This window comes from Cupriavidus sp. 22TCCZM04-2 (assembly GCF_057798895.1).
In genome coordinates, this window is sequence record NZ_JBYOJS010000012.1 from 101,478 (window position 1) to 115,164 (window position 13,687).

Consider the following 13,687-nt stretch of genomic DNA (forward strand, 5'->3'; position numbering starts at 1 on the left):
GGCAAGGATACGGAGCGCGGGGCGCTGCGGCTATGTGACACAGCGCCGCACAGGCGGCGCCGCGGTCACAGTCCGGGGCCGGGCTGCGCTCAGGCCGCGCGCGCGTTGCAGCCGCAGTCCGCGCTGTGGCGATGTGCCGCCGGTACCGCCTGCTGGCGCGACACGCGCTGCCATGCCGGCGCGTCGTGGCCGGCCAGGCGGCTGCGCAGCTTGCGGGCCGCCGACACCATATTTGCCAGCGCGGCCTCGGTCTCTTCCCAGCCGCGCGTCTTCAATCCGCAGTCCGGGTTGACCCACAGGCGCTGCGGCGGCACGACTTCGCAGGCGCGGTCGAGCAGCGTTTCCATGGCCTCCACCGACGGTACGCGAGGCGAGTGGATGTCATAGACGCCCGGTCCGATCTCGTTCGGGTAATCGAAATCGCCGAACCCTTCCAGCAGTTCCATGGCCGAGCGCGAGGTCTCGATCGTGATCACGTCCGCGTCCATGGCCGCGATCGACGGGAGGATGTCGTTGAACTCGGCATAGCACATGTGGGTGTGGATCTGGGTCTGGTCCGCCACGCCCGCGGCCGACAGCCGGAAGGCATTGACCGCCCACGCCAGGTAGGCATCCCAGTCGGCGCGGCGCAGCGGCAGGCCCTCGCGCAGCGCCGGCTCGTCGATCTGGATCACGCGGATGCCGGCCTGCTCCAAATCGCAGACCTCGTCGCGGATCGCCAGTGCCAGTTGACGCGCGGTATCGGCACGCGGCTGATCGTCGCGCACGAACGACCACTGCAGCATGGTGACCGGTCCGGTCAGCATGCCCTTCATCGGGCGGTCGGTCAGCGACTGCGCATAGCGCGCCGTGTCCACGGTCATCGGCTCGGGGCGGTACACGTCGCCGTAGATGACGGGCGGCTTGACGCACCGCGAGCCGTAGCTCTGCACCCAGCCGTTTTCCGTGAAGGCGTAGCCGCACAGCTGCTCGCCGAAGTATTCGACCATGTCGTTGCGCTCGGCTTCGCCGTGGACCAGCACGTCCAGGCCCAGCGCTTCCTGCTTGCGCACGGCCAGCTCGATGTCGCCACGGATGCGCTGCAGGTACTCCAGCGCGCCGATGTCGCCGCGCTTGAACGCCGCACGGGTCTGGCGGATGGTGGCGGTCTGCGGGAACGAGCCGATGGTGGTGGTGGGGAGCAGCGGCAGCTGCAGGGCCTGGCGCTGGCGTTCGATGCGCGCGTCGAACGGGCTCGCGCGCTCGGCCATGTCGGGCGTGACCGCGGCCAGGCGCTGCTGCACACGCGGATTGACCACGCGGCGCGACTGGCGGCGCGAAGCCTGGACGGCATCCGATGCATCGAGGTGGGCGGCGACGCTGGCCTCGCCCTGGTTCAGCGCCGTGGCCAGCACGCGCAGTTCGCCCAGCTTCTCCGTGGCAAAGGCCAGCCAGGATTGCAGCTCGGCATCGAGGCGCACTTCATGTTCGAGCGATACCGGCACATGCAGCAGCGAGCACGACGGCGCGACCCACAGGCGCTCGCCGAGTTCGGCGTGCAATGGGCGCAGCGTGTCGAGCGCACGGCGCAGGTCGGTACGCCAGATATTGCGGCCGTCGATCACGCCGACAGACAGCACGGCATCGGCGGGAAGCGCCTGGCGCCAGGCATCGAGCTGGGCGGGTGCCCGCACCAGGTCGATGTGGAAGCCTTGCACGGGCAGCGTGGCGGCGCGGGCGGCATGGTCGGCCGCACTGTCGAAATAGGTGGCCAGCAGCAGCTTCACGCCGGATTGGGCCAGCAAGGCGTAGGCCTGGTCAAAGGCGTTCAGCCAGCCGTCGTCGATGTCCAGGCTCAGCACCGGCTCGTCGATCTGCACCCACTCGATGCCACGGGCCTGCAGGCGGGCAAGAATGCGCTGGTAGGCCTGCGCCAGTTGCGGCAGCAGCGACAGCTTGTCGAACCCCGCTTCATGCGTCTTGGACAGCCACAAGTAGGTGACCGGCCCGATCAGCGCCGGCCGCGCCTTCAGGCCAAGCGCCAGCGCTTCTTCGATCTCCTCGAAGAACCAGTCAGGGCCGCCGTCGAAGCGCGTGGCCGAGTCCAGTTCCGGCACCAGGTAGTGATAGTTCGTATCGAACCACTTGGTCATTTCCAGCGCCGGCTGCTCCCGGTTGCCACGGGCCAGTTCAAAGTACCGGGCCAGCGTCAGGCCGGCTGCATCAAAGCCGAAGCGGCGCGGCAGCGCGCCGAGCAGCGTGGTCAGGCTCAGCATCTGGTCGTAGTACGCGAAGTCGCCCGTGGCGACCGTGTCCAGGCCGCTGTCCGCTTGCAGTTGCCAGTGGCGGCGGCGCAGCGTGGCCGCCACCGTGCGCAAGTCCGCTTCCGTGCTTTCGCCGCGCCAGAACGACTCCTGCGCGAATTTCAGTTCACGGCGCGCGCCAATGCGCGGAAAGCCGAGGATATGTGTGCGTGCCATGACGATGCTCCCAAAGATCTTGTCTGACGCACAGTGTCGGTTTCACCGTAAAATGAATCAAGCGACATGTTTTAAACAAAGTATGAATAAATTTCATATCAAGAGCCGGCAGCCTGCCGGCGCAAGGTGCCAGCGGTGATCGAGGTCAGGCATTTCCGCTCGCTGGTGGCGATCGCGGAATCGGGCAAGCTGGCGACAGCCGCCGAGCGCGTGCACGTGAGCCAGTCGGCGTTGTCCCACCAGATCAAGGCGATCGAGGCGCACTACGGGCTGCCGCTGTTCGACCGCACGCGCCAGGGGCTGCGCTTCACGCCAGCGGGCGAACGCCTGCTGGCGCTGGCGCGCGAGGTGCTGGCCGCCGTCAGCGCGGCCGATCGCGATATCGAGCGGCTCAAGGGCGATACACGAGGCGAACTGCGGGTAGTGCTGGAGTGCCACACCTGCTTCGACTGGCTGATGCCGGTGATGGACGAGTTCCGCCGGCGCTGGCCGGAGGTGGAAGTCGATCTCGTGGCGGGCTTTCACGCGGATCCGATCGCCTTGCTGGGCGAAGGGCGGGCAGACATGGTGATCGGCTCCATGCCGGCGACGCGACGCGGTCTTGAAGTCGCACCGCTGTTCCGCTTCGAGATCCTGGCCGTGCTGGCCAACGAGCACCGCCTGCGCAACAAGCGGCGTATCGAGGCCGCCGACCTGGAGGGCGAGACGCTGATCACCTACCCGGTGCCCGAGCCGCGTATCGACCTGATCCGCGAGGTGCTGGAACCGGCGGGAATCCACCTGCAGCGGCGTACCGCCGAGCTGACCGTGGCCGTGCTTCAGCTGGTCGCCAGTCGCCGTGGCGTGGCGGCGTTGCCGAACTGGGGCGTGAAGAACTACGTCGACCACGATTACGTGCTGGCCAAACGCATTGGGACGAAAGGGCTGTGGAGCGAGTTGTACGCCACGGTTCCGGCCGCCATCTCACAGCGGCCCTATGTGGCGGACTTCGTGTCGATCGTCCGGGATATCTGCGCCGCCCAACTGGACGGCATCGAATTGCTGCCGGCTTGAACCGGCAAGTCAGGCGTGCAGGGCCAGGGCGGATGCGAAGGTAGCCGGGACGGCGGCGTACTCGCCCGGTTCGTCGTTCCCGAAATCCGCCGTCAAGACCTCCACGTCCATGCCGTTGCCCAGGCGTCGGACGAAGAGGTGCAGCAAGTCGGCATCGGCCGCGGTCAGCGTGGCATTTACCCGATGCCGGGCGGAGGCATCAAATTGCAATTGCCGCAGGGACAGGCCAGTGCGGCGTGCATTGGCCAGGACCCATTCCATGGCGCCAAGCAGATCATCGTCGCTCAGGCGGAAATCGAGTTGCAAAGTCGGGCGAGAGGTGGCGAGCATGTGACGTGGAAAGCAAGTGTATCGGTCAGGTAAATTTACCAGCCGGCCGGGAAAATGAGCTTCTGAAATTCCTGCGGAATGGCGCTATCAGAAGAAGAATCATCTTCATGAAATAGAATATCAAAAAGATGATTCCTCTCTATGGAGATATCCCGTGGCATCTGTCCCCAAGCTCGACGAAATCGACCGCCGCATCCTGCGCGAATTGCGGCGCGATGGCCGGTTGTCGAATGCCAGGCTCGCGGAGCAGGTTGGCCTGTCCGCCACGCCGTGCTGGAACCGCGTGCGCGCACTTGAAGAAAGCGGCGTGATCGAAGGCTATGCGGCGCTGCTGAACCAGAAGGCGCTGGGCCTGCCGGATACGGTCCTGATCGAGGTCACGCTGGAGCGCCATGACGACGAAATGTTCGACCGTTTCGGCAAGGCGCTGGCCGAATTGCCGGAAGTGCTGGAGGCCCATCTGCTGACGGGCGAGTATGACTACCTGATCAAGGTAGCCGTGGCCGGCACCGAGGGCTACGAGGAGTTCCTGCGGCACAAGCTCTACAAGCTGCCGGGCCTGCGCCACAGCCACTCGACCTTCATACTGCGGACCTTGAAAAGAGAGCCCTCCGTCGCGCCATAGGTCGATTCCAGCCGTTTGCATGAGGCCATTGCAGGCTTCTGAACAAGCCGTTCAAAGCGCCCGTGGGCGCTGTCGACAAGCGCCAAGATACAATTCCGCTCATAATATCGAGCGGCGCCGGCCTGGCCGGCCCCTGATTTCCTTGAATACCGGTATGAACGACACAGAAATTACGCTGATCGATTCGGCGCGCCTGCCCACCCGATTCGGCGAATTCACCGCACACGCCTTCAAGGGCGTAGATTCGGGCACCGAGCACCTTGCCCTCAGCGTGGGAGACATCACGGGCGAAGATGTGCTGATCCGCATGCATTCGGAGTGCCTGACCGGTGACGTGTTCGGATCCTGCCGCTGCGATTGCGGCCCTCAGCTGGAACTGGCGATGGAAAAGATCGCCGCCGAAGGGCGCGGCATCCTGCTGTACCTGCGTGGACACGAAGGCCGTGGCATCGGCCTGGCCGAGAAGATCCGCGCCTACGCGCTGCAAGACACCGGGCTCGATACGGTCGACGCCAACCTGGCACTCGGCCAGGCCATCGACGCACGCAACTATGCGTTCGCCGCCGACCTGCTGCACCAGTGGGGCGTGAAGTCCGTGCGCCTGATGAGCAATAACCCCCTCAAGGCCGATGCACTCGAGAAGGCCGGCATCGTCGTGAAAGAACAGCTGCGGCATATCGTCCCTGCCAACGCCGAAAACGAAAAATACCTGGCGACCAAGCGGTCACGGATGGGACATTTGCTGGACTGAGCATTATGGCCGGCTACAAGGTCGGCCGGTAGGACTCCAGTTCTTTCGCCGTGCCTCGCAGGCCTTGCCTGACCAGGGTCTCCAGATAGGCCTCGGCACTCAGCACTGGATTTCGCAGCGTGCGGCGGTGGTTTTGCACAGCACCGACCAATGCCGCGACACCACCGCATCCGGTACGGCGGTGTCCATCAGTGCGGATGTCCGATCGAGCTGGCTGCGCGACAGATCCGGCCGGATCTTCAGCAGATTGCGTTTCCATTCCTCATGGATGCGCGCGGTCCAGCGCGCGCGGAAGCGCCCCGAAAGCGCCAGCCAGACGAGCAAATCGCGCAACGGCGCCGGGTAGAGGACGCAGCATCGTACAAGACCGTAAATGTGGAATGCCTCACTCGTAGCCCATTCCCAATGCTTGTGCCTGTGCCGCGAGCTCGGTCATTGCATCGGTACTGACCCGATCGCGTTTTCGCTTGTACTCCATCAGGTCGTGAAAACGTACTCGCCGGTGCTTGCCGGTCTTGTGGAAGGGCAGCGCGCCGTCTTCAAGCAGTTTGACCAGGTACGGCCGCGAGACATTGAGCAGATCGGCCGCTTCCTGGGTGGTCAGTTCCGCATGAACCGGAACGACCTGCACGGCGTTGCCGTCGGCCAGTTGAGCCAGGATATCCACCAGCAGCCGCAGCGCGGTGGTCGGCAACTCGATCTGATGGGGTTCATTCCTTTCGTCGAAGATCTGGATCTTCTGTATATCGAAGCCGGTCGCAAGGTAGGCGGCCAGCATGCGGTGGCCCAGTCCGGCGGCCTGGACTTCCTTTTCTCCGGGAAGGCTCATGGTAGTCAGGTTGGCGGTCATTTTCGGAATCTCGTAGGTTTCATCGGCACCTACACACCCTATTCGAAACAAACGAAATTCGCAATAAACGAAATACACTGAGTTGTCGAGGACGTCACGATAGTGCTTTCCGCCGATGCCGCAAGAAGCGTGTCTTGTTCCTTTCCAGAGTGTTAAACTGTATGGATATACAGTAGTTGGGCGGCGCGGGTTCCGCGAGCTTGGAGCGCCCCCGAAAGGGCGTGCATGCGCGCGCCCACCGCTGTGCTAAGGTATTTTTCTCGCGCGGCCCGGCACGCCCGTTGGCCGACTAACTATTTGATCCAAAAGAGAAAAACGTGTCGAGCAAGCAGCTGATCCGTATTCGGGGCGCCCGCCAGCACAACCTCAAGGATGTCGACCTCGATCTCCGCCCCGGCGAGATGACGGTGGTGACCGGCCCCTCCGGGTCGGGCAAGTCCAGCCTGGTGTTCGACACACTCTATGCGGAGGGCCAGCGGCGCTACGTGGAAACGTTCAGTGCCTACGCGCGCCAGTTCCTCGACCGCATGGATCGTCCGCAGGTGGAGCGCGTGGATGGCGTACCGCCGGCCATCGCGATCGACCAGACCAACCCGGTGCGGAGTTCGCGCTCGACGGTCGGGACGATGACCGAGCTGAACGACCACCTGAAGCTGCTCTATGCGCGCGCCGCGGAACTGTTCGACCGGCAGACCGCACAGCCCGTGCGGCACGATTCGCCCGAAACGATCTATGCGGAACTGGTCTCCCGCACCGCCAAAGGCCAGCCGCGCCACGATGCGCGCCTGGTCGTGACGTTCCCGGTCGAGCTGCCAGAGTCGACCACCGAAGAGGAAGTCCAGCAATGGCTGTCGGTCAGCGGCTATACGCGCGTTCAGGCGCAGCGCGTGGTCGAATCGCCGACCGGGTCGCGCAAGATGCTCGACGTGGTGGCCGATCGCTTCCGCGTCGAGTCGGTCGAAAAGGCGCGGGCGGTGGAAGCGATCGAAGCCTCGCTGCGGCGCGGGGGCGGCCGCGTCAACATCTATGTCCTGGCCGAGGAAGGCGAGGGCCCCATCTGGCGCTTTTCCACTGGGCTGCACAGCCCCGACAGCGACCTGCGCTATGCCGATCCGCAGCCGGCGCTGTTCTCGTTCAACTCAGCCTATGGGGCCTGCGAGACCTGCCGCGGGTTTGGCCGCGTGATCGGCGTGGATCTCGGGCTGGTCATTCCGGACGTGCGCAAAAGCCTGCGCCAGGGCGCCATCAAGCCGATGCAGACGCCGGCGTGGAAGGAATGCCAGGACGACCTGATGCGCTACGCCATCAAGGCCGACATCCCGCGCGACACGCCGTGGTCGGAGCTGACCGATGCCCAGCGCCACTGGGTCGTGCATGGCTCGCCCGACTGGAATGGCCAGTGGAACAAGCAGTGGTACGGCGTCATGCGCTTCTTCAGCTACCTGGAGTCCAAGGCGTACAAGATGCATATCCGCGTGCTGCTGTCCAAGTACCGTAGCTATACGCCGTGCGAAACCTGCGGCGGCGCGCGCCTGAAGACGGAATCGTTGCTCTGGCGCCTGGGTTCGAAGGACAACGCCGACACCGTGCTGCCGCCCGAACGCCGCTTCCTGCCGCGCGGCGTGGACTGGGACCGCACGCAGCTCGAGGCATTGCCCGGCCTGACCGTGCATGACCTGATGCTGATGCCGATCGCGCGCATCCGCCGTTTCTTCGATGACCTGACGCTATCGGGCAGCATGCTCGACGATGCGCTCAAGCTGCTGCTGGCGGAAGTCCGTACACGGCTCAAGTACCTGTGCGACGTGGGCCTGGGCTACCTGACACTGGATCGCCAGAGCCGCACGCTGTCGGGCGGCGAGGTCCAGCGCATCAACCTGACCACGGCACTCGGCACCTCGCTGGTCAACACGCTGTTCGTGCTGGACGAGCCGAGCATCGGCCTGCACCCGCGCGACCTGAATCGCATTGTCGAGGCCATGCACCGCCTGCGCGATGCCGGCAACACGCTCGTGGTGGTCGAACACGACCCGTCGGTGATGCTGGCCGCCGACCGCCTGATCGACATGGGCCCCGGCCCGGGCGAACGTGGCGGCACCATCATCTTTGACGGCACGCCCAAGGACATCCGCGCCGCGGGCACGCTCACCGGCGACTACCTGGGCGGACGCAAGCGCGTGGCCGACGCTTCGCACTGGCAGCGTCGCCCGGTGGATGACACCGGGCCGCGCATCGTGCTGGAAGGCGCGACCGAGCACAACCTGCAGGACGTGACGGTGGAAATCCCGCTGCAGCGGCTGGTGTGCGTGACGGGCGTATCCGGCTCGGGCAAGTCCACGCTGCTGCAGGACGTGCTGTACCCCGCCATGGCGCGCCATTTCGGCAAGGCCACGGAATCGCCGGGCGCGCACCGCGCGCTGCGTGGCGCGGACCTCGTCGATGACGTGGTGTTCGTCGACCAGTCGCCGATCGGCAAGACCGCGCGTTCCAATCCGGCCAGCTACGTGGGCGCATTCGACGAGATCCGAAAGATCTTCGCCAAGGCGCCGATGGCCATACAGCGCAGCTATACGGCAGGAACCTTCAGCTTCAACTCCGGCGACGGGCGCTGCCCGACCTGCGGCGGCTCGGGCTTCGAGCACGTCGAGATGCAGTTCCTCAGCGACGTCTACCTGCGCTGCCCGGATTGCGACGGCACCCGCTACCGTCCCGAAGTGCTGGAGGTGAAGATCGAGCGCACCGTGCCGGGGCGGCCGCCGCGCGCGCTGAGCGTGGCCGACGTGCTCGAACTGACCGTGTCCGAGGCCGTCACCTATTTCGCCGGCGACGCAGCGGTGCTGCGCGTGCTGCAACCCATCGTCGATGTCGGCCTGGAGTACGTGAAGCTGGGCCAGCCCGTGCCGACGCTGTCGGGCGGCGAGGCGCAGCGCCTCAAGCTAGCAGGCTTCCTGGCCGAAGCCGCGCAGGCGGCGCAGCCCAAGGGCCGCGTGATTCGCCCGGACACATCCCCCAAGCGCCTGTTCATGTTCGACGAGCCCACCACGGGCCTCCATTTCGACGATATCGCCAAGCTGATGCGCGCGTTCGGCAAGCTGCTGGATGGCGGCCATTCGCTGGTGGTGATCGAGCACAACCTGGACGTAGTCCGCGCCGCCGACTGGCTGATCGACCTCGGCCCGGAAGGTGGCGATGCCGGCGGCCGGGTGGTCTGCACGGGCACCCCGGACGATGTGAAGGGCTGCGCGGAGTCGCATACCGGCCAGGCGCTGATCCACTACGACGCCGCGCTGGGCGAGGCCGGGACGCTGGCCGCCGAGCGCGCCGAAAGCGACGGCGTGCCGTTGCAAGCCGCATTGCAGGCCCGGCGCGCACGCCGCGTGATCGAAGGCGAGGATGTGGTGCGCATCGTCAACGCGCACGAACATAACCTGAAATCGCTCAACGTCGATATTCCGCACGGCAAGTTCAACGTGGTGACAGGCGTGTCGGGTTCGGGCAAGTCGACGCTCGCATTCGACATCCTGTTCCACGAAGGGCAGCGCCGCTACCTGGAGTCGCTCAACGCCTATGCGCGTTCGATCGTGCAGCCGGCGGGCCGCCCGGAGGTCGATGCGGTCTACGGCATTCCGCCGACCGTTGCGATCGAGCAGCGCCTGTCGCGCGGCGGCCGCAAGAGCACGGTCGCGACCACGTCGGAAGTCTGGCACTTCCTGCGCTTGCTGTATGTGAAGCTGGGCATCCAGCACTGCGTGCATGACGGCGCGCCGGTGACCTCGCAAAGTCCTGACTCCATCGCGGCTCAGCTCCTGCGCGACCATCGCGGGGAGCATGTCGGCTTCCTCGCGCCGCTGGTGGTGAACCGCAAGGGCGTCTATACGGATCTCGCCAAATGGGCCAAGGCGCGCGGCAATACGCACCTGCGCGTGGACGGCGAATTCCTGCCGGTCGATCCATGGCCACGTCTGGACCGCTTCCGCGAGCACACCATCGAGCTGCCCGTGGGCGACCTGGTGATCTCACCCGACAACGAAGGGCAGTTGCGCGCCTTGCTCGCGCAAGCGCTCGAAGCCGGCAAGGGCGTGATGCACCTGCTGGCGCCGCTCGACGGCCTGCACGACGCCATGCATGGCGGCGACGGCACCGCGCATGTGGGCGAGGTCAAAGTATTTTCGACCAAGCGCGCCTGCCCCGTCTGCGGCACCAGCTACCCCGAGCTGGACCCGCGCATGTTCTCGTACAACAGCAAGCACGGCTGGTGCACCACCTGCGTGGGCACGGGCCTGACGCTGACGCGCGAGCAGCGCGCGGTGTTCGACGACACCGTGCTGGCCGGCGATGACCGCGGCCGCGAGCAAAGCCTGCCGTCCGAGGAGCAGGAGCCGGAAGGCGTGGGCGATACCCCGTGTCCGGACTGCCATGGCACGCGCCTGAACCTGGTCGCGCGCGCCGTGACCTTCGACGAGAACGCGATTGTCGACGTGGCGCAGTGGACGGTTTCGGACACCCGCCGCTGGGTCGACGGGCTGCACCTGACCGGACGCGATGCCGAAATCGCGCGCGATGTCATCAGCGAGATCGGCAGCCGCTTGCAGTTCCTGGAGGAAGTCGGGCTTGGCTACCTGAGCCTGGACCGTGCCGCGCCGAGCCTGTCCGGCGGCGAGGCACAGCGCATCCGCCTGGCCGCGCAGCTCGGCAGCAACCTTCAGGGCGTGTGCTATGTGCTGGACGAACCGACCATCGGCCTGCATCCGCGCGACAACAAGATCCTGCTCGATGCGCTGCGAAAGCTCGGCGACAAGGGCAATACGCTGGTGGTCGTGGAGCACGACGAAGACACCATCCGTCGGGCCGACCACATCATCGATATCGGTCCTGGCGCGGGCAAGCGCGGCGGCACGCTGGTGGCGCAGGGCGGCGTGGCGGACCTGGCTGCCGCGGCAGGTTCCACCACCGGGCAATTCCTGGCCCGGCCCATCGTCCATCCGCTGCAGGCGCGGCGCACGGTCAGGCCTGGCGCAGCAGGCAAGCCTGCCGATCCGCCCGAATGGCTCACCGTCCACGGGGCGTCGCTGCACAACCTGCGCAATGTCACGGCGCGCATTCCGCTGGCGCGGCTGGTGGCGATCACGGGCGTCAGCGGTTCGGGCAAGTCCACCCTCGCGCGCGATGTGCTGATGACCAACCTGCTCGATGCGGTGGGCCGTTCGGTGATGTCGTCGCCGGCCACGCGCCGCGCACGCAATGCCGCGCAGCAGGCGGCCGGCGCCAAGGGCGCCCGGGCAGAGAAGAAGGCGCTGAAGGTCGAGCACAACTGGCACGGCTGCGACGCGATCACGGGTTGGGAATCGATCGACCGCGTGCTGGAAGTCGACCAGACCCCCATTGGCAAGACGCCGCGCTCGTGTCCGGCCACGTATATCGGTGTGTGGGACACCATTCGCCGCCTGTTCGCCGACACGCTGGAAGCGCGTGCGCGTGGCTACACTGCGTCGCGCTTCTCGTTCAATACGGGCGACGGCCGCTGCCCGGCCTGCGAAGGGCAGGGCGTGCGCACCATCGGCATGAGCTTCCTGCCGGACGTCAAGGTGCCATGCGATGTCTGCCACGGCCAGCGCTTCAACCCCGAGACCCTGGCCGTGACCTGGCGCGGCAAGAACATCGGCGAAGTGCTGACGATGGAGATCGACGAAGCGTTGGAATTTTTCTCCGCGATGTCGAACATCGCCCATCCGCTGCAGCTCATGAAGGATGTCGGCCTGGGCTACCTGACGCTCGGACAGCCATCCCCCACGCTGTCCGGCGGCGAAGCGCAGCGCATCAAGCTGGTCACGGAGCTGAGCAAGGTGCGCGATGACATCACGCGCCGCGGGCAGAAGGCGCCGCACACGCTGTACGTACTGGACGAACCGACCGTGGGCCTCCACATGGCCGACGTGGCGCGCCTGATCCGCGTGCTGCACCGGCTCACCGACGGTGGTCACAGCGTGGTGGTGATCGAGCATGACCTCGACGTGATCGCCGAGGCCGACTGGATCATCGACCTGGGCCCCGAAGGTGGCGCAGGCGGTGGCACCATTGTCGGCGCGACCGATCCGGAGTCGCTGTCGCGCCTGCCCGCCAGCCACACCGGCGCGGCGCTGGTGCCCGTGCTGGCACGTACCGAGGAGCCGGCACGCGCCAGCGTCGGCTGAACGCCGGCATGCCGATGCCGCGACAGGGTCGTCCGGCGGCCCTGTCGAGGCAGTTCCGGGTTTTGCTTCCGGGTTTGGTGCGCCACTTTCACCACTTCTCCTCCGCGCCGGGCATGCCTTTCGCTAGAGAAAGGCGACACGCGCGCACTGTTGCGCGCGAACGGAGGCAACCATGAAGCATTTACGACCGAGCCGCGTCTTATTGGCCGCGGTGCTCGCCGCGGCGGCGATTCCTGCCATGGCACAGACGCCCGCAACGCCGCGCGACCCCTATACGCAGGGCGCACGCGTAGGCGACAAGTTCGATCCTTATACGCAGGGCACCAATGCGACGACGCGCCAGGACCTGGCTCCCGAATCGCAGCCTTCCACCATGCCGGCACAGCCTGGCGCCATGCCGATGCAACCAGACGTCAATATGCCGGGCACCATGCAGCAGCGGATGCCTGACCCGTATGGCAACGGCGCGCAGTGGGTCAGCCCCAACCTTGGCCGGCCCATGGGACGCCCGAGCAACTTCCTGGACGGCGCCTGAGTGTCCCGGGCGGCCGCTGACGCGTCGCCGCCTCACGTGGTCGTTCTTACCGCTGCTTGAAATCATTGCCATGGCGCCGGCGCAGGCAAAGGAGATCAATCAATGAGACGAAGCGATTATCCTGATCGCCGCCGTGATGACGACTTCGCGCGCGGCGATGACGATTACCTGCGCAGGCCGGCCCAGCGCAAGTACGGCGGCAATGACCAGGGCTACAGCAATTTGCCGGCGCATGCGCGCACCGAACGCATGCGCCAGCTGTCCGCACAGCATGGCAACCCTGAAGAGCGGTTGCCGCGCGAAGCCGGGCGTGGCCTGGGAGGGCGGCAGGAAAGGATGCCCGATGAGCGGTGGGGCGGCGAATATGCCGAAGGGTGGAACAGACCCCGGTACGGGGCTTCCATGCGCCACGAGTACGACGATGCCCGCCTTGGTCCGCGCCAGGAGCCGGGCCGCTATCTCCAGTGCGGGATCGATGAACAACGCGAGCGGGAGCGCCAACGCCGCCAGTACGGGCGCGGGGACCCCGGATACCGCCGCGGCGAAGGCCCGCGCAACTATCAGCGCGCCGATGACCGCATCCACGACGATGTGTGCACGCGGCTCGCGCATGAACACGGGCTCGATGTGAGCGAAGTAACGGTCCATGTCCACGACGGCGTGGTGACGATGGAGGGCACGGTGAACGACCGGCGCAGCAAGTACGAGATTGAAGACGTCGCGGAGTCGGTGTTCGGCGTACGCGATGTGCGAAACCATATCCACGTGCACCGCTACGGCATGCTGGCCTCGGAGTAGGCGAAGTCATCACCGAGGTCATCACTGAACACTGAAGCGGCCCCGCGCTGCCGGGGGGCGGGGGGGGGTGGGGCTGGCGCGGGCGCTAGCCGCGT

At 66.1% G+C, this 13,687-nt stretch carries 10 protein-coding genes and 1 pseudogene; 6 read left to right on the plus strand and 5 right to left on the minus strand.

Going from position 1 to position 13,687, the window contains the following annotated elements; all coding sequences use genetic code 11:
• Positions 1 to 89: 89 nt before the first annotated feature.
• On the minus strand, positions 90 to 2,459 hold the full coding sequence (gene metE, locus AC3FKG_RS18510) for a 5-methyltetrahydropteroyltriglutamate--homocysteine S-methyltransferase (protein WP_483714246.1): 2,370 nt from the start codon (positions 2,457 to 2,459) through the stop codon (positions 90 to 92).
• 135 nt (positions 2,460 to 2,594) lie between these two features.
• Between metE and AC3FKG_RS18515 the strand changes: the two genes are divergently transcribed.
• A complete protein-coding gene (locus AC3FKG_RS18515; protein ID WP_483714247.1) occupies positions 2,595 to 3,512 on the plus strand; it encodes a LysR family transcriptional regulator in 918 nt (305 codons plus the stop codon).
• 9 nt (positions 3,513 to 3,521) lie between these two features.
• Here AC3FKG_RS18515 and AC3FKG_RS18520 read toward each other — a convergent pair whose 3' ends face one another.
• Entirely contained in the window at positions 3,522 to 3,842 is a 321-nt protein-coding gene (locus tag AC3FKG_RS18520; RefSeq protein WP_483714248.1) for an AsnC family transcriptional regulator, read from the minus strand.
• Positions 3,843 to 3,996: 154 nt separating this feature from the next.
• Between AC3FKG_RS18520 and AC3FKG_RS18525 the strand changes: the two genes are divergently transcribed.
• Complete coding sequence (locus tag AC3FKG_RS18525) at positions 3,997 to 4,467, plus strand: Lrp/AsnC family transcriptional regulator (RefSeq protein ID WP_483714249.1); 471 nt, start codon at positions 3,997 to 3,999, stop codon at positions 4,465 to 4,467.
• Between the two features lie 154 nt (positions 4,468 to 4,621).
• Positions 4,622 to 5,218, plus strand: coding sequence for a GTP cyclohydrolase II (gene ribA / locus AC3FKG_RS18530; RefSeq protein ID WP_483714250.1), 597 nt, complete (start codon positions 4,622 to 4,624; stop codon positions 5,216 to 5,218).
• A gap of 13 nt (positions 5,219 to 5,231) precedes the next feature.
• Here the strand turns inward: ribA and AC3FKG_RS18535 are convergent, their stop codons facing one another.
• The 3 genes and pseudogenes from AC3FKG_RS18535 to AC3FKG_RS18545 all read right to left on the minus strand — a co-directional run bounded on the left by AC3FKG_RS18535 (position 5,232) and on the right by AC3FKG_RS18545 (position 6,068).
• Positions 5,232 to 5,477, minus strand: coding sequence for a VapC50 family PIN domain-containing toxin (locus AC3FKG_RS18535; protein ID WP_488743814.1), 246 nt, complete (start codon positions 5,475 to 5,477; stop codon positions 5,232 to 5,234).
• A pseudogene (locus tag AC3FKG_RS18540) lies at positions 5,375 to 5,607 on the minus strand (PIN domain-containing protein); the annotation flags it as partial. The gene AC3FKG_RS18535 and the pseudogene AC3FKG_RS18540, both read right to left, overlap by 103 nt.
• A complete protein-coding gene (locus AC3FKG_RS18545) occupies positions 5,604 to 6,068 on the minus strand; it encodes a helix-turn-helix domain-containing protein (RefSeq protein WP_488743815.1) in 465 nt (154 codons plus the stop codon). The pseudogene AC3FKG_RS18540 and the gene AC3FKG_RS18545, both read right to left, overlap by 4 nt.
• Before the next feature lie 317 nt (positions 6,069 to 6,385).
• On the opposite strand from AC3FKG_RS18545, the gene uvrA reads away from it, so the two are divergent.
• The 3 genes from uvrA (at position 6,386) to AC3FKG_RS18560 (ending at position 13,592) form a co-directional block, all read left to right on the plus strand.
• Positions 6,386 to 12,259, plus strand: coding sequence for an excinuclease ABC subunit UvrA (gene uvrA / locus AC3FKG_RS18550; RefSeq protein ID WP_488743816.1), 5,874 nt, complete (start codon positions 6,386 to 6,388; stop codon positions 12,257 to 12,259).
• Between the two features lie 172 nt (positions 12,260 to 12,431).
• The gene (locus AC3FKG_RS18555) at positions 12,432 to 12,794 is read left to right on the plus strand and encodes an endonuclease (protein WP_483714254.1); all 363 of its coding nucleotides are present in this window, start codon (positions 12,432 to 12,434) and stop codon (positions 12,792 to 12,794) included.
• Positions 12,795 to 12,896: 102 nt separating this feature from the next.
• Positions 12,897 to 13,592, plus strand: a complete 696-nt coding sequence (locus tag AC3FKG_RS18560; RefSeq protein WP_483714255.1) for a BON domain-containing protein — start codon at positions 12,897 to 12,899, stop codon at positions 13,590 to 13,592.
• The last annotated feature ends 95 nt before the right edge of the window (positions 13,593 to 13,687 follow it).